The sequence below is a fragment of the Arenimonas sp. MALMAid1274 genome, from assembly GCF_049195245.1.
Classification (GTDB): Bacteria; Pseudomonadota; Gammaproteobacteria; order Xanthomonadales; family Xanthomonadaceae; genus Arenimonas.
This window is the reverse complement of sequence record NZ_JBMIRR010000023.1, coordinates 1-16245: the sequence shown is the minus strand read 5'-3', so window position 1 is coordinate 16245 and position 16245 is coordinate 1. Positions and strand designations below refer to the sequence as shown.

General features: G+C 70.6%; 13 protein-coding genes. 8 read left to right on the top strand and 5 right to left on the bottom strand.

Annotated features, from left to right (window positions below; translation table 11 throughout):
- Positions 1 to 72 precede the first annotated feature (72 nt).
- Positions 73 to 1002 (top strand): ABC transporter permease subunit, encoded by a 930-nt coding sequence (locus tag ACOQFR_RS03445; protein ID WP_421378562.1) that lies wholly within the window; start codon positions 73 to 75, stop codon positions 1000 to 1002.
- A gap of 265 nt (positions 1003 to 1267) precedes the next feature.
- Here ACOQFR_RS03445 and yihA read toward each other — a convergent pair whose 3' ends face one another.
- Positions 1268 to 1855 carry a ribosome biogenesis GTP-binding protein YihA/YsxC gene (gene yihA / locus ACOQFR_RS03440; RefSeq protein ID WP_421378559.1) on the bottom strand — a complete coding sequence of 196 codons (588 nt, stop codon included), beginning with the start codon at positions 1853 to 1855 and terminating at the stop codon, positions 1268 to 1270.
- 181 nt (positions 1856 to 2036) lie between these two features.
- Here yihA and ACOQFR_RS03435 point away from each other — a divergent pair, with 181 nt between their 5' ends.
- From ACOQFR_RS03435 to ACOQFR_RS03425, 3 genes are all read left to right on the top strand, one after another.
- A complete protein-coding gene (locus ACOQFR_RS03435; RefSeq protein WP_421378556.1) occupies positions 2037 to 2939 on the top strand; it encodes a c-type cytochrome in 903 nt (300 codons plus the stop codon).
- A gap of 91 nt (positions 2940 to 3030) precedes the next feature.
- A complete protein-coding gene (locus ACOQFR_RS03430; RefSeq protein WP_421378553.1) occupies positions 3031 to 3927 on the top strand; it encodes a thiol:disulfide interchange protein DsbA/DsbL in 897 nt (298 codons plus the stop codon).
- Positions 3928 to 4053: 126 nt separating this feature from the next.
- Positions 4054 to 4773, top strand: a complete 720-nt coding sequence (locus tag ACOQFR_RS03425) for an endonuclease/exonuclease/phosphatase family protein (RefSeq protein WP_421379150.1) — start codon at positions 4054 to 4056, stop codon at positions 4771 to 4773.
- Positions 4774 to 5715: 942 nt separating this feature from the next.
- Here the strand turns inward: ACOQFR_RS03425 and ACOQFR_RS03420 are convergent.
- Positions 5716 to 8622 carry a TonB-dependent receptor gene (locus ACOQFR_RS03420; RefSeq protein WP_421378551.1) on the bottom strand — a complete coding sequence of 969 codons (2907 nt, stop codon included), beginning with the start codon at positions 8620 to 8622 and terminating at the stop codon, positions 5716 to 5718.
- A 132-nt stretch (positions 8623 to 8754) separates the two neighbouring features.
- Positions 8755 to 9555 (bottom strand): sulfite exporter TauE/SafE family protein, encoded by an 801-nt coding sequence (locus ACOQFR_RS03415; RefSeq protein ID WP_421378548.1) that lies wholly within the window; start codon positions 9553 to 9555, stop codon positions 8755 to 8757.
- 43 nt (positions 9556 to 9598) lie between these two features.
- Between ACOQFR_RS03415 and ACOQFR_RS03410 the strand changes: the two genes are divergently transcribed.
- The 3 genes from ACOQFR_RS03410 to ACOQFR_RS03400 are packed head-to-tail and all read left to right on the top strand — an operon-like array spanning position 9599 to position 13740.
- Positions 9599 to 11575, top strand: a complete 1977-nt coding sequence (locus tag ACOQFR_RS03410) for a transglycosylase SLT domain-containing protein (protein WP_421378546.1) — start codon at positions 9599 to 9601, stop codon at positions 11573 to 11575.
- Positions 11572 to 12513, top strand: a complete 942-nt coding sequence (locus tag ACOQFR_RS03405) for a complex I NDUFA9 subunit family protein (protein ID WP_421378543.1) — start codon at positions 11572 to 11574, stop codon at positions 12511 to 12513. The genes ACOQFR_RS03410 and ACOQFR_RS03405 overlap by 4 nt, the downstream gene beginning before the upstream one ends.
- 3 nt (positions 12514 to 12516) lie before the next feature.
- Entirely contained in the window at positions 12517 to 13740 is a 1224-nt protein-coding gene (locus tag ACOQFR_RS03400; RefSeq protein WP_421378539.1) for a multifunctional CCA addition/repair protein, read from the top strand.
- Here ACOQFR_RS03400 and ACOQFR_RS03395 read toward each other — a convergent pair.
- Together ACOQFR_RS03395 and ACOQFR_RS03390 are read right to left on the bottom strand one after the other, a co-directional pair.
- Positions 13718 to 14122: a VanZ family protein gene (locus ACOQFR_RS03395; protein ID WP_421378536.1), complete on the bottom strand. Its 405-nt coding sequence runs from the start codon at positions 14120 to 14122 to the stop codon at positions 13718 to 13720. The two genes, ACOQFR_RS03400 and ACOQFR_RS03395, sit on opposite strands and share 23 nt — an antisense overlap.
- On the bottom strand, positions 14119 to 15303 hold the full coding sequence (locus ACOQFR_RS03390) for a class I SAM-dependent methyltransferase (protein ID WP_421378533.1): 1185 nt from the start codon (positions 15301 to 15303) through the stop codon (positions 14119 to 14121). The genes ACOQFR_RS03395 and ACOQFR_RS03390 overlap by 4 nt, the downstream gene beginning before the upstream one ends.
- A gap of 55 nt (positions 15304 to 15358) precedes the next feature.
- Here ACOQFR_RS03390 and ACOQFR_RS03385 point away from each other — a divergent pair, with 55 nt between their 5' ends.
- Complete coding sequence (locus ACOQFR_RS03385) at positions 15359 to 16099, top strand: pteridine reductase (RefSeq protein ID WP_421378530.1); 741 nt, start codon at positions 15359 to 15361, stop codon at positions 16097 to 16099.
- The last annotated feature ends 146 nt before the right edge of the window (positions 16100 to 16245 follow it).

Sequence of the window (16245 nt, the reverse complement as noted above, 5' to 3'; positions counted from 1 at the left end):
CCCGGCCAGCCACCGGAGCCGCCGCCCGCCCGCGCGTGACAGTGCGGGCCGGGAACCGGCACAGTCCGGCCCATGCTCGTCGCCGCCCGCCGCTGGACCGCCCGCCTGCTGGAAACTCTGCTCACGCTGTGGCTGCTGGCCACGCTGTGCTTCCTGCTGCTGCGCGCCGCCCCGGGCGGTCCCTTCGACGCCGAGAAGGCCGCGCCGCCCGAGGTCGAGGCGGCGCTGGCGGCCCAGTACCGGCTCGACCAGTCCCTGCCCGCGCAGTACGGCCACTGGCTGGCCGACGTGCTGCGCGGCGACCTGGGTCCGTCCTTCCAGTATCCCGACTACACCGTCAACGAACTGCTGGCCGCCAGCCTGCCCATTACCCTGGTCAACGGTGGCCTGGCGCTGATGCTGGCCCTGGGCCTGGGCGTACCGCTGGGCGTGTGGGCCGCGCTGCGGGCCGGGCGATGGACCGACCGGCTGCTGATGTTCGGCGCCGGCCTGGGCCTGGCGGTGCCGAAGTTCGTGGCGGCGCCGCTGCTGATCCTGGTGTTCGCGGTGATGCTGCAGTGGCTGCCCGCGGGCGGCTGGGACGGCGGCTGGCGCAGCACGGTGCTGCCGGTGATCGCGCTGGCCCTGCCCAACCTGGCCTACTGCGCGCGCCTGACCCGCGCCTCGCTGCTGGAGGTGCTGGGCGCCGACTACCTGCGCGCCGCCCGCGGCCGCGGCCTGTCCGAGGCCCGCCTGCTGTTCGCCCACGCGCTGCGGCCCGGCCTGCTGCCGGTCGTCGCCTGGCTCAGCCCCGCCCTGATCAACGTCGTCAGCGGCTCGGCCGTGGTCGAACAGGTCTTCGGCATCCCGGGCATCGGCCGCTACTTCGTGCAGGGCGCCCTCAACCGCGACTACACCCTGGTCCTGGGCGTGGTGCTGGTCGTGGGCGTGGCCATCGTGCTGATCAACGCCCTCGTGGATGCTGCGCGCGTGCGGCTGGATCCTCGGCTTCGGGATGGGTGAGTTTTTTTGCCGCGGATTTACGCGGATTGGCGCGGATAAGAGCGGATTGGGAGCGGATTTTTGACGCGGATTAACGCGGAGGGACGCGGATAGAGCGGTTATGGAGGGGGTCCTGGCGTGTCCGGCGAGCTCGATCCCTCACGCATCCCACGCATCCCGCCCCCAACAAATCCAAGGCTTCTATCCGCGTTGCTCGGCGTTAATCCGCATCTAAAAATCCGCTCTTATCCGCGCCAATCCGCGTAAATCCGCGGCAAAACCCGCCCTAGAGTTCAAGCCAGCGCGCAACGACCGCGCGGGCCTCGTCCACGCCGAGTTTGGATTCGGCCGAGAAGACCTGGGCGGTCGCGCGCGCGCCCAGTTCCTTGCGGACCTTGAGCACCGTGTTGCCCTGTTCGCCGCGGCCGAGCTTGTCGGCCTTGGTGAGCAGGCAATGTGCCGGCAGGTCGCGGCTGAAGGCGTAGTCGAGCATCTGCAGGTCGTATTCGCGCAGCGGATGGCGGATGTCCATCACCACCACCAGGCCGGCCAGGGACTGGCGGGTGTGGAAGTAGACGTTGATGAACTCCTTCCAGCGCTCGCGCATCTCCTCGGGCACCTTGGCGTAGCCGTAGCCGGGCAGGTCCACCAGGTGCTTGTTCGGCGCGACCTCGAAGTAGTTCAGGGCCTGGGTGCGGCCCGGGGTCTTGGACACCCGGGCCAGGCCGTGCTGGTTGGTCAGGGCGTTGAGCGAGCTGGATTTGCCCGCGTTGGAGCGGCCGGCGAAGGCCACTTCGCGGCATTCGTCGGGCGGCAGCTGCTTCAGGGCGTGCGCGGAAAAGGTGTATTTGGCGCGGGCCAGGGGGTTTGCCATCGGGTCGGCCAGGGCGGGAAAGGCGCCTAGCTTGGCCTGCCGGGGCCGGCCTGACCAGCACCGGGACCGGGCCGCACCGACTTGAATTGACCGTTCCGGCCGCTGGCTGGGATAATCCGCGCCTTCCCGCGCGTCCACCGCGCCGCCTCTTTCCCCGAATACCAGCGTTCCGGAGCCCTCCATGAAGTTCACGCGCATCCTCGGTGTCGCCGCCGCACTGGCCGCCGCCTCGGTCGTGGCCCAGGAAGCCGCCACCGTGACGCCCGCGCCTGAAACCGCGCCGGCCCCGGTCACCACCCTGGAAGCGGACAACACCCCGGCCACGTGGGGCGATGCCAAGGCCGGCGCCACCAAGGCCGCGGCCTGCGCCGCCTGCCACGGTGCCGACGGCAATGCCGCCGACCCGCAGTACCCCAAGCTGGCCGGCCAGCACGAGCGCTACATCGCGCGCCAGCTGGCGCTGTTCAAGAGCGGCGAGCGCGAGAACGCGATCATGATGGGCTTCGCCGCCCCGCTCAGCGCGCAGGACATGCGCGACATCGGCGCCTATTTCGCCACCCAGAAGGTGGTCGCGGGAGTGGCCGACGAGAGCCTCGTGGCCGAGGGTCCGAACCAGGGCCGCAAGTTCTTCGAAGTGGGCGAGCGCCTGTTCCGCGCCGGCAAGGCCGACCACAGCGTGCCGGCCTGCCAGGCCTGCCACGGTCCCACCGGCACCGGCAATCCGGGCCCGGCCTGGCCGGCGCTGGGTGGCCAGCACGCCAGCTACACGGCCACCGCCCTCACCGCCTTCCGCGACGGCAAGGTCTGGGGCAAGGACGCGAATGCCAACGCCATCATGGCCGCGGTAGCCGCGAACCTGAGCGACGAAGAGATCCAGGGCCTGGCCACCTACATCGAAGGCCTGCACAACGTCGCCGATGCGCCCACCGCCGAGGCCCTGGCGGCCGCTGCGGCGGCGCCCGCCCCTGCCGCGGCGCCTGCGGCCGCCCCGGCCGATGCCGCGGCGACCGATGCCGCGCCCGCGGATGCCGAGGCCACGCCGGCCCCGGCCGCCGAAGACGGCGCCACCCCGCCGCAGGGCTGATGCTTTTTCGGCGGCGCGCCGCGCCGCCGCGTTGAACCTTCTGCGCCGGCCGCGGTCCAGTCGGCACACCCGACCCAGGAGCACGTCCCCCATGAAGCGCCTTCTTCCCCTGTTGATGGTGTTGTCGCTGGCCGCCTGCGGCGACAAGCCGGCCGACGAAGCCGCCGCGCCTGCGGCCGCCCCGACCGAAGCCGCCGCAGCGCCGGCCGCCGAGCCCGGCGCGGACGTGACGCCGGCCGACCCGGCCAGCACGGCGGCCACCGCCGCGCCCGCTCCCGGTGAACCCGGCGCGATCGATCCGGCCGCCGAGACCGCGCCCGCCGACACCTCCGCCGCTTCCGGCACGCCGGCCCCGGGCGAACCCGGCGCCGTCGCCGCAGCACCCGAACCCGCGCCGGCCATGCCGGACCCGGCCAATGCCCCGCGCGAAGGCATCGACTACAAGGTGCTGCCCGAACCGCAGCCGACCTTCGGCCAGGGTGGCATCGAAGTGGCCGAAGTGTTCGCCTACACCTGCATCCACTGCGCCAACCTGCAGCCGGCCATCGACACCTGGAAGCCGCGCCTGCCGTCCGACGTGCGTTTCGTCTACGTGCCGGGCGCCTTCGGCGGCATCGGCGACAACTTCGCGCGCGCCTACTACGCGGCCGAGACCATGGGCCTGCTGGAGAAGACGCACAGCAAGATGTTCAACGCGGTGTTCGTCGAAAAGGCGTTCACCAACGCGTCCGAGGAAGAAATCGCCGACTGGTATGCCACCCAGGGCGCCAATCGCGATGCGTTCCTGTCCACCATGAAGAGCTTCGCCGTCACCGCCAAGCTCAACAAGGCCCGGCAGTTTGCAATGCGCACGAATATCGAGAGCACGCCGACCCTCATCATCGCGGGCAAATACAGCGCACAGCAGAACGAGCGCGGGCCGGACGGCCTGTTCCGCACGATCGAATGGCTGGTGGCGCGCGAGCGCGCGCAGGCTGCCGGCAACTGAACCTGCGGTAAGCAGGATGTCCGAACGTGGCCGCAATGCGGCCCCGTTTCTTTTTGCAGCCTTGCCCGCGACGCGCTGCCGACGCACCATGCGCGCATGCCCGTGAATCCTCCTTCGAACCTGCGCCTGCTCAGCGCGAACATCCAGGCCGGCTCCAGCACGCGCGCCTATCGCGAATACGTGACGCGCAGCTGGTCGCATGTGCTGCCCAACGGCAAGCGTCTGAACCTGGACGCGCTGGCCGCGCTGGCCGAACCCTTCGACGTGGTCGGCCTGCAGGAAAGCGATCCGGGCAGCCTGCGCTCGGGCTTCATCAACCAGGCCGACTACCTGGCCGAACGCGGCAACTTCCCTTACTGGAGCCACCAGCCCAACCGCCGCATCTCGCGCGTGGCCGGCAGCGGCAACGCGGTGCTGAGCCGGCTGCAGCCCAACGAGCTGCTCGACTACGCCCTGCCCGGCCGCATCGCGGGGCGCGGCGTGCTGATGGCGCGCTTCGGCGAGGGCAAGCAGGCCTGGGACCTGGCGGTGACGCACCTGTCGCTGGGCGCGAAGTCGCGGCACCTGCAGATCGGTTTCCTGGCCGAGCTGCTGGCGGATTCGCCGCGGCTGGTGCTGATGGGCGATTTCAACTGCGACTACGATTCGCCCGAGATGCAGTCGCTCTACCGAAAGACCTCGCTGACGCCCCCCACGCAGCGCATCTGCACGTTCCCCAGCTGGGCGCCGATCCGCTGCCTCGACCACGTGCTGGTCGGCGGCCTCAAGATCCTCGACTACGCGGTGTTGCCCGCTGCCGGCTCCGACCACCTGGCTGTCGCGGTCACCGTGTCTGCTCCTCGCTGATTCGGGGATCTGGCGCCGGTCGTACCGCGGAGGTGCAGGTCACTTTCTGCTCAGTGAAGCCTTTTATTTCGCAGAAAGTGACCTGCACCTCCACGGCACGCCCGGTCCGGATCACATGGTTTGCTGTCAGGAAGGCCCGTGACTACGCGCGCTGATGCTTGCGCGTGTGCGATCAGGACCAAGGCGGGCCATCTCTCCTGCTGATCACGCGGTGAAATAGTGCGGTCGACTTGGCGCCAGCGCGTCAACGCGTGCGTGTCCACCTGGACACCCGACCCCCTTGGTCGAGCACTGGATGGACGTCGAGACCGAAACTCCTGTCCGCCCGGCGGCGGGTGTGAGTTCTGCGCGACGCCGAGAAGCGATTCCTGTGCTTCACGGCGTTGCCGCAATCGGGAAAGACTGTGTTTGGACCCCGTCGGATACTTACCATCCCATGCTCGCCGCGGAGACGAGAACAAATCAGGCAACTTGCTGTACGCACGGAAGCGCGCGCTTTTCGCTTTCCCATCCGGATACGCTTCTCGGGGTCGCGCAGAACCCACACCCGCCGCCGGGCGGACAGGAGTTTCGGTCTCGACGTCCATCCGGTGCGCGACCAGGTCCGCTGCGTGTCCAGGTGGACACGCACCCGCTGACGCGCTGGTGGGAGATGTACGGAATTGTTTAACCGCGCGATCAGCAGGAGAGATGGCCCGACTTGGTCCTGATCGCACACGCGCAAGCATCGGAGCGCGCGGCGGCGGGCCTTCCTTCGAGAGCCGTGAACGGATGGTCCGGCGGCGGCGTGGAAGCGAAGGTCACTTTCTGCGACATGAGGCTTCTCTGAGCAGAAAGTGACCTTCGCTTCCGCGCCGACGCCGGCACCATAACCCCCCACGGTCGCAACAAAGAGAAAGGCCGGCTTGCGCCGGCCTTCCGATGCAACGATAGCGCGAGAGATCAGAGCTTGATGTCTGCGCGCAGGTACCAGAAGCGGCCGCCCGGGATGTCGTAGGTGGACGCGTCGTAGCCGTTGAGCGAGCAGGACAGGCAGATCGGCGGATCCTCGTCGAAGACATTGTTGACGCCGAGCGTGATGCGCAGGTTGGCCATGGACTCGAAGCGGTAGCCCAGCTGCAGGTCGTTGTAGGTCGTGGCCTCGAGCACATTGGTGCTGGTGGCCGGATTGCTGCAGACCGGGAAGCTGACCGCGTTGCCGCAGTCCTCGCGCAGCTCGCTGATGTGGCGCACGGTCCAGGCCGCGTTCCAGCCGCCGTGGGTCCATTCGGTGCTGACGTTGGACGTCCACTCCGGGATCGCGCTGTCCACCACCTCGATGCCCGGGCCCTGCGGCTGCAGCTGGCCCGCCGCACCCACGGCGCGGTACTCGCCGACCAGCGTATTGCGCCAGGACACCTTGAACTGGCCGATCGAGGTCTCCGGAAGAGTCCAGAAGAAGTCGATGTCCCAGCCGTCGGTCTCGATCTGGCCCAGGTTGGTCAGGCGGTTGTTGAAGCCGTTGATTCCGCCGGTGGCCGCGCGCGTGATGCCGTCGCAGTACAGGGCATCGAGCGTGTTCACGCACAGGTCGAGCTGGGTCTGGGCGTCGATGGCCTGGATGGCGCCTTCGATCTCGTGCCGGTAGTAGGTGACCTCGATGTCGAAGCGGTCGGCGATGGCCGAATTCTCCAAGCCCGAGGGGCTCCAGATGAAACCGGCCGAGAAGCTGTCGGAGAACTCCGGATCGAGCTGGTCGTTGCCGCCGGTGGTGACCGAGATCTGCGGGTTGGGCTGCTGGTAGTTGGCGGGCACGCCGAGCGCGGCGCAGTTGCCGGCCAGCCCCGGGTTGAGCAGCGGCGACGAGCAGGGATCGTTGAGCTGCGCGTCGAAGCGGCTGGCGGAGCCGAACAGCTCGCCGATGGACGGGGCGCGGAAGCCCTCGGCGAAGCTGGCGCGCAGCACCAGTTCGTCCACCACTTGCCAGCGCAGGCCGTACTTGGGCGTGAACTCGGAAATGCCGGTGCTGTAGTCGGAGTAGCGGCCGGCCAGGGTGAAGTCGAGCTTCTTGCCCCAGTCCGAATCGGCCAGCAGCGGGAAGTTGAGCTCGAAGAACAGCTCGCTGACGTCATAGTCGCCCGAGGTCGGCAGCGACGGCACGCCGTTGTAGAAGCCGTCCACGGTCAGCTGGTCGGGGTTGTACGAGCCCTTGAGGCGACGGTGCTCCAGGCCGGTGGCGAAGTCCACCGAGCCCGCGGGCAGGTCGAACAGGCTGCCGGAAAGATTGGCGGTGAACAGCGCCAGTTCGTTCTTGCTGCGGTCGCGCACCACCGGCGAGATCCAGTCCAGCATCGCCTGGGTGATCGAGCCCGGGCCGTCGAAGATGTTCAGCGGCGTGCAGCCCGCCACCGCGGCGCAGGCCGCCGGGTCACCCAGGGCCAGGGCGATGTTGCGGATGTCGTAGCTGCCGTAGTTGGTCTGCTCGGCCTTGTTTTCGCTGATGGCCAGGTTCACGTCCCAGTACAGGGTGCGGTCGGCGGCATCGAACACGCCTTCCAGGCCGGCGCCGACGTACCAGGTGTCCACGTCCTGCTCGAAGATGCGCGGCCCGCCCTCGACCGGCCGGCGGCCGATCAGGATCAGGTTGCGGTTGGCGGCGGGCGTGGTCAGGCGGCCGTCGAGGTCGAAGCCGAACGGATTGAACGGATTCAGGCGCGAGATGAACATGCCGTCGGCGATCGGATTGCCGGTGCCGGCCTCGGGGCCCAGGAAGATGGGCTCGGGCGCGGCCTGGTTGGTGGACTCGCGGCGGTTGTAGAGCACCTTCACGTAGCCGCTGGTGCTGTCGGTGAACTGGAAGCGGCCCTGGCCGAAGGCGCCGGTGCGTTCCGACGGCGTCAGCAGCAGGTTGAACTGCGAGAAGTTGAAGCGGTCGGCAGTGGCGAAGCAGTGGTAGCCGTCGGTGCGCACGCAGCCGGTCTGGGTCGGGTCGAACACCGGGTTGCTGTTGCCGGTGTTGGGCGTGATGTCATACGTCACGCCGGTGTTGGGATCGGTGAAGATGAAGCGGCCGGTGGGCGTGCCCGAGCTGCCGAAGGCCACGCCGGTGCCCGGCACCGGGAAGCTGGACTGGGCGCGGTCGCGCGCGAAGATTTCCTGCTGGTCGCTGTAGCTCACGCCCAGGAAGAAATTGGCGCGCTCGGTGTTGTGGCCCCAGGCCACGTCGATGGTGCCGGTCTCGCCGTCGCCTTCGCTGTATTCGCCGTACTGCGCGTTCACCGACAGGCCGTCGAAGTTCTTGCGGGTGATGATGTTGATCACGCCGGCGATGGCGTCGGAGCCGTACAGCGACGAGGCGCCGTCCTCCAGCACTTCGATGCGCTCGACGATGGCCAGCGGGATGGTGTTGAGGTCGGTGGACGAACCCACGCCCGAGGCCGAGGCTTCGTTGACCCAGCGGATGCCGTCCACCAGCACCAGCACGCGCTTGGAGCCCAGGTGGCGCAGGTCGGCCTGCGAGGAGCCGGCGCCGACGCCGCTGCCGTCCGGCGGGAAGCCGAAGTTGCCGCTGGAGTTGAACTTGGTGTTGAGCGCCGAGCCAGAGCCGGTGAGCGACTGGATCACGTCGCCGATCGACGTCAGGCCGCTGCGCTCGATGTCGGCGCGCTCGATGCGCTGCACGGGCACCAGGCCCTCGGCCTCGGCGGTCTTGATGCGGGTGCCGGTGACTTCGATCCGATCCAGGGTCTGGATCTCTTCGGCGCTGTCCTGGGCCGAGGCGGCGAGCGGCGCGACGGCCAGCGGGAGGGCGGCAAGCAGCAATGCGCCGCGGACCGCCTGGCTTAGGCGGGAGGTACGGATGGTTTTCATGACGTTGGCCCCAGGAGTGGTTGGAGCCGGGGCCTTGCCCCCAATGCACCGGCTGGGACCTGTTGTAAAGAATTCGTCAAATTGCGACAAGCATCACAAACACTAACACCGATAGCGCACGGCGCAGCGAGGCTAGGGCCCCCACCATAGGCTGGTGCCCACCAGCAGCAGGAAGATCGCGAACACGCGTCGCAGGGCCAGGCCGCTGATGCGGTGCGCGATGCGGGTGCCCAGCGGCGCGGTGAGCACCGACGCCAGCGCGATGCCCACGGCCGCCGGAACGAACACATAGCCCCAGCTGCCGGCCGGCAGCAGGCCCGGTGCCGGGCCATGGGCGGCATAGCCCGCGGCACTGGCCAGCGCGATCGCAACGCCGCAGGCGCTGGAGGTGCCGACCGCGCGCACCGGCCGCACGCCGCGCCAGACCAGCAGGGGCACGGTCATGCTGCCGCCGCCGATGCCGACCAGGGCGGAAATCGCACCGATCAGGGAGCCCGCGGCCGAATAGCCGGGGCCGGTGGGCGGATCGGCGCGCTCCGCGCGCGCCCGCGGCCAGTCCAGGGCCAGCTGCAGCGCCGCCAGGTAGCAGTAGCCGGCGATGAAGGCCCGCAACAGGCCGCCGTCGAGCCGGGTGGCCACGAGGCTGCCCAGCCAGCCGCCAATCAGCACGCCGGGCACCAGCCAGGCCACGGTCGGCCAAAGCACGCTGCCGCGCCGGTGATGGGCCCGCGCCGAGGACAGGCCGGTGAGGATGATGCTGGCCAGGGCCGTGGCCAGGGCAACGTGCACGGCCTGGTCCACGGGCACGCCCTGGCTGGGCAGCAGCCACACCAGGGCCGCCACCAGCACCAGGCCGCCGCCGATGCCCAGCAGGCCGGCCAGCACGCCGGCCACCGCGCCCAGCGCCAGGTAGATCGCCCAGGCCAGGCTCATGCGGGCCGGGGTCGCTCAGTCGCCATGGGCTAAACTCGCACGCATGCGCAATCGATACCTCGCCCCTGTCCTGCTGTTGATGATGTTGCCGCTGTCGGCCCGCGCGCAGGTCGCGCCACCGGACCTGTCGCGCCAGCAGCCCGCCGTGCTCGAGGCCTTCCGCCTCGCCGACCAGGGCAAGCTCAGCGTACAGGACACGGCCCGGATCGCCGACCACCCGCTGCGCGGCTGGGTCGAGGCCACGGCGCTGCGGCGCACGCTGGGCGCGGCGTCGGCCGCCGACGTGCGTTCGGCCCTGCGCCGCTTCGACGGCCAGCCCGCTGCCGACTGGCTGCGCGAGGCCTGGCTGCTGCACCTGGCCAAGCGCGGCGACTGGCGCGGATTCCGCGCCGACTACCGGCCCTCGACCTCGCTGGAACTGCGCTGCGCCGAACTCTCGGCGCGCGTGGCCCTGGGCGAAACCGACGCAGCCTGGGTCAGCGACGCGCAGGCCTTGTGGCTCACCGGCACCACACTGCCCGCCAGCTGCGACCTGCCCTTCAAGTCGCTGGCCGCGCAGGGCAAGCTCGACGCCGCGCTGCGCTGGCAGCGCATCGAGCTGGCGGCCACCGAAGGCCAGACCGGCCTCATCCGCTTCCTGGCGCCGGGCCTGCCGGCCGCGGAGGCCGCGCGCGCCCGCGACTACGCCGACTTCATCGATGCCCCGCATGCGCGTGCGGTGAACTGGCCCAGGGACAACCGCAGCCGCAACGTCGCCGCCGAAGGCCTGGCCCGGCTGGCGCGTCGCTCGCCGGATGCGGCGCAGGCGCAGCTGGACACGCTGTCGAAGGCGCTGGGCATGGACGAGGCGCAGCGCGGCAAGGTGCTGTACCAGATCGCGCTGTGGACCGTGGCCTCCTACCTGCCGGGCTCGTCCACGCGGCTGGAAGCCGTGCCGGCCGCGTCCTACGACGAGCGCCTGCACGAATGGCGCGTGCGCGAAGCAATGAACCGCCGCGACGACGCCAGCGCCGTGCGTGCGCTGGAAGCGATGCCCTCCGCGCAGCGCAACGATCCGCGCTGGCAGTACTACGAGGCCCGCCTGCGCGAGCGCCTGGGCCAGGCCGACCAGGCCCGCGCGCTGTACCGGCAGTCCGCGGGCACGGCCACCTTCCACGGTTTCCTCGCGGCTGACCGCCTGGGCCAGCCCTACACGCTGTGCCCGCTGGAACCCTCGCAGGACGCCGCACTGCGCCGTCGCGTCGCGTCCAACCCGGGCCTGTCGCGCGCGCTGGAGCTGTATGCGATCGACCGGCCCTCGCAGGCCATCCGCGAATGGGCCGCGCTGCTGAAGTCGCTGGACGCGGCGGAGCGCTACGTCGCCATCGAGTTTGCGCAGGCCTCGGGCTGGCACGACCGCGCGGTGTTCACCATCGGCACCGCGCCCGACGACCTGCGCCACTACAGCCTGCGCTTCCCGCTGCACCACGAGACCACGCTGCGGCGCGAGTCGCGCAAGAACGCCATCGATCCGGCCTGGGTCGCGGCCCAGACGCGCGCCGAAAGCGCCTTCATGCCGCGCGCGCGCTCGCCGGCCAACGCGCTGGGCCTGATGCAGCTGCTGCCGTCCACCGCGGCGATGACGGCCAAGCGCCTGGGCATTCCCTACGGCGGCGCGTCCAGCCTTTACGATCCCGACACCAACCTGGTGCTGGGCATCGCGCACCTGCGCCATGAACTCGACCAGCACGGCGGCATCGCCTACCAGGCCATCGCCGCCTACAACGCCGGCCCCGCGCCGGTGATGCGCTGGAACCGCGACCGTCCCGGCTTCGATCCCGACTTCTGGATCGAGACCGTGACCTACAAGGAAACCCGCGACTACGTGGCGCGCGTGCTGGCCTTCAGCGTCATCTACGACTGGCGGCTGGACGGCGACGCGGTGCCGGTGAGCGAGCGCCTGCTGGGCCGCACCGTCGCCAAGGCCGCGCGCCGGCCGTTCGCCTGCCCCCTTCCCTCCCAAGGCACCAACCCGCCATGACCCCGCTCAAGATCGTCGTCCTCGGCGGCACCGGCTTTGTCGGCCGGAACCTGCTGGCCCGGCTTTCCGCCGAAGGCCACACCCTCACGCTGCTCAGCCGCAACCTGGCCCAGCATCCCGACCGCATGCTGTCGCCGGGCGTGGTGCTGCGCGAGGTGGACGTATACGACCCCACCGCGCTGCGCCAGGCCTTCACCGGCATGGACGTGGTGATCAACCTGGTGGGCATCCTCAACGAGCGCGGCGACAATGGCCGCGGCTTCCGGCGCGCCCACGTCGAACTCACCAAGCTGGTGATCGCGGCGATGCAGCTGGCCGGCGTGCGCCGCCTGCTGCAGATGAGCTCGCTCAACGCCGGCCGCGGCCAGAGCCACTACCTCAAGTCGCGCGGCGAAGCCGAAGCCGCGGTGAAGGCCTCGGGCCTGGACTGGACGATCTTCGAGCCGTCGGTGATCTTCGGCCAGGAGGATGGTTTCTTCTGCCGCTTCGCCGCCCTGCTCAAGCTGGCGCCGGTGCTGCCGCTGGCACGCGCGAACTGCCGGTTCGCGCCGGTGTACGTGGGCGACGTGATCGAGGCCTTCGTGCGCGCGCTGGGCAACCGCCGCACCTTCGGCGAGGTCTACGAGCTGTACGGGCCGGACGTGTTCACGCTCAAGCAGATCGTGCGGATGACGGCGGCGCAGGCCGGGATGCGCCGGCTGGTGCTGCCGCTGCCCGATGCGCTGGGCCGCCTGCAGGCCTTCGCCTTCGATTTCGTGCCGGGCAAACCCTTCTCGTCCGACAACTACCGGTCGCTGCTGAATGATTCGGTGGGGGGCATCGACGGCCTGCACCGGCTGGACATCGTGCCCACGCGGGTGTCGGCCAAGCTGCCGGAAATCCTTGGCCACGTGGACGACCGCCAGACGCGGTACGACCGCTACCGCGCGGCGCGCTGAGCGATGAAGGCCTACCTGGTCGGCGGCGCCGTGCGCGACCGGCTGCTTGGCCGGCCGCCGGGCGACCGCGACTGGGTGGTGGTGGGCGCCACGCCCGAGGCCATGGTGCGCGCCGGCTACCTGCCGGTGGGCAAGGACTTCCCGGTCTTCCTGCATCCACAGACCAAGGAAGAACACGCGCTGGCGCGCACCGAGCGCAAGACCGCGCCCGGCTATCGCGGCTTCGTGTTCCATGCCGATGCCTCGGTGACGCTGGAAGAGGACCTGGCGCGGCGCGACTTCACCATCAACGCGATCGCCGAGGATGCCGACGGCGCCCTGGTCGATCCCTTCGGCGGCGTGCGCGATATCGAGGCGCGGGTGCTGCGCCACGTGTCGCCAGCGTTCTCCGAGGACCCCGTGCGCATCCTGCGCGCGGCGCGCTTCCTGGCGCGGTTCGCGCCGCTGGGCTTCACCGTGGCGCCGGAAACCCTGGCTCTGATGCGCGAGATGGTGGCCGCCGGCGAAGTGGACCACCTGGTGCCCGAGCGCGTGTGGCAGGAACTGAAGAAAGCGCTGGAAATGCCGCAGCCCTCGGCCGCGATCGGCCTGCTGCACGACTGCGGCGCGCTCGCGAAGCTGCTGCCGGAAGTGGACGCATTGTTCGGCGTGCCGCAGCGCCCCGAGTACCACCCCGAGGTGGACACCGGCCTGCACACGCAGATGGTGATGGACATGGCGGCGCGGCTGGCGCCGGGCGACGCGCTGATGGGTTTCTGCGCGCTGACCCACGACCTGGGCAAGGCGCTGACGCCGGCGCACGAACTGCCAAAGCACATCGGCCACGAACACAGCGGCGTGCGTCCGCTGCGCGCGCTGTGCGCGCGCTACAAGGTGCCGGCCGAGTACGCGGCGGTGGCCGAGATCGTCTGCCGCGAACACCTCAACATCCACCGCCTGGCCGAACTGAGGCCCGAAACGGTGCACGACCTGATCGCGCGCTGCGATGGCTTCCGCAAGCCCGAGCGCATCGGCCAGCTGGCCCTGGCCTGCGAGTGCGACAAGCGCGGCCGGCTGGGCCTGACCGAATCGGAGTACCCGCCAGGACCGCGCCTGCGCGAGCTGCATGCGGCCGCCATGGCGGTGTCGGCCGGGCAGGCGGTGGGCGCCGGACTGGAAGGCCCCGCGATCGGCGAGTGGCTGCGCAAGGCGCGCATCGAAGCGATCAAGGCCTGCTTGCGGGCCTGAACAGGCGGCGGTCCAGCGCCACGAGTGCGTTCGCCAGCGGCGTGCGTGCCAGCACCATGCCGGCCAGGATGCCCAGCGTGTTCGCCAGCGCATCGCGGTAGTCGCCATGCCGCGTCACCGTCAGTTCGGCCTGCGCGAACTCGATGGCCAGGCCCAGCAGCACCAGCGAAACCGCGGCCACGGCCTGCGCGCGCCAACCGCGGAACAGACACACCGCCCACGCCGACAGCGTGAAGTAGGCCAGGAAGTGGCCGATCTTGTCGGAGTCCTCCGGCCCGCCCAGCGGGATCGGCGGCAGCAGGGACAGCGCGATGCAGATCGCCCAGCCCAGCAGCCACACGCCCAGCCAAAGCCGCGGCCGCGAAAACCCGCGCAGGCTCACAGCCGGCGCGTCAGGTCGCCGCGCGCGAACGCGGGGCGGGTTTCGACGCCGCGCTGGAAGCCCATCACCTGGAAGCGCTCGCCCATTTCGCCGGGCAGGGTGAGCCGCTTCACCTCGTTGTGGCGACGGTGCTGCTCGACCGGATCCTGGCCCTGCCCGATCGCGGCCAGCCGCTCGGGCAGGCCGTTGTTGAGCAGGAAGCTGGCCTGCGCGCAGTAGCCGGCCAGGTCGAAGCCGGCGTTGACGCCGGCCTCGGCCAGCGCGGTGAAGTCCACGAACGCGGTGATGTCCTGCAGGCCGGGCCAGTGGAAGGCATCGCCGTGCGCGCGGTGGCGGTGGTGGCAGACCAGGGTGCCGTCGTCGCGCTCGGGCAGGTAGTACTCGCTGCGCGGGTAGCCGTAGTCCACGAACAGCATCGCGCCGTCGTGCAGCAGGCCGCCGACGGCCTGGATCCAGTACGGCAACTGCGGCAGCACTTCGGAACGGTAGCCGTCCGCGAAGGGCGTGCCGATGTCGCGCTCGATGTGGCGCACCGCGGCGCGCAGCAGCGCGTCGGCCGGCTGGTCCACCGAGATCAGGCCGCCTTCGGGCGACAGTGCCACATGCTGCTCGTACACCTCGCCGCCCTGCACCAGGAAACGCGGCGTGGGCAGCGCGTCCAGCACCTCGTTGGCGAACAGCACGCCGCGCCAGCGGGCCTCGGGCGGGCCGTCCAGCCAGCGCACGCGTTCGAACAGCGCCGGCGCCAGCGCCTGCTGCAGCCGCTGCTGCTGGCGCTGGCGCAGGTCGGCGCTGGGCTCCAGGATCAGGTAGCGCGCGGGCACGGTGCCGATCGCGTCGAAGTGCCGCAGCGCCGCTTCCGCGAATGCGCCGCTGCCGCCGCCGATCTCGAAGAAGTCGGCCTCGCCGCCCAGCTGCAGCAGCACCTGCTGCGAGAACATCGCGATGCATTCGGCGAAGGTCGGCCCCAGCTCGGGCGAGGTGACGAAGTCGCCGTCGGCGCCGAACTTGCGCGCACCGGCGCTGTAGTAGCCCAGGCCCGGCGCGTACAGCGCCAGCTCCATGTAGCGCGAGAACGGGATCACGCCGCCGTGGGCGCGGATCTGGCTGCGGATCAGTTCCAGCAGGCGTTCGCTGTGGGCCTGGGCGGTGGCGTCGGGGACCGGGACGGGCGGGATCATGATGGAATCTTCAGGTGCCAACGCGCAGGATACCGGCAAATCCACGGAGCCCCGAATGCCCCCTGCCCGCCCCGTCGCCCTGGTCACCGGCGCCAGCCGCCGCATCGGCGCGCGCATCGCCCGCCGCCTGCACGCCGCGGGCTACGACCTGGTGCTGCACCACCGGCGCAGCGACGACGACCTCGTCGCGCTGGTGGACGCCCTCGACGCCGAGCGCACCGGCAGCGTGCTGCCGCTGTCGTTCGACCTCGCCGATCCCGAGGCGCCAGCCGGCCTGGTGGACGGCACGCTGCGCAGGTTCGGCCGCCTCGACGCGCTGGTGAACAACGCCAGCGCCTTCACCCCGACGCCGATCGGCGAAGCCACCCAGGCGCAGTGGGACGACCTGTTCGCCGCCAACGCGCGCGGGCCGTTCTTCCTGTGCCAGGCGGCGGCGCCTGCGCTGCGCGCCAGCGGCGGCGCCATCGTCAACCTGGCCGACATCTACGGCGAACGGCCGCTGGCCGGGCACACGATCTACTGCATGGCCAAGGCCGCGCTGATCATGATGACGCAGTCGCTGGCGCGCGAGCTCGGTCCGCAGGTGCGCGTGAACGCGGTCGCGCCGGGCGCGGTGATGTGGCCCGAATCGGGCAAGGCCGAGGCCGAGAAGGCCGCGATGCTGGCGCGCACCGCGCTGCAGCGGGTCGGCGATCCCGATGACGTGGCCGAAGCGGTGCGCTGGCTGCTGCAGGACGCGCGCTATACCACCGGCCAGGTGATCCGCGTGGACGGCGGCCGGAGCCTGAACCTGTGAAGCGGGCCTGGTGGCTGCTGCCGCTGGCGGCGGTGGTGGCCGGCGCGCTGCTGTGGCCGGTCACGGGGCGCAGCCTGCTGGCACGGGCCGACGCCGCAGTGGGGCGCGACGCGCCCGCCGGCGACCGGGCCGCGGCCGCCGCGGCG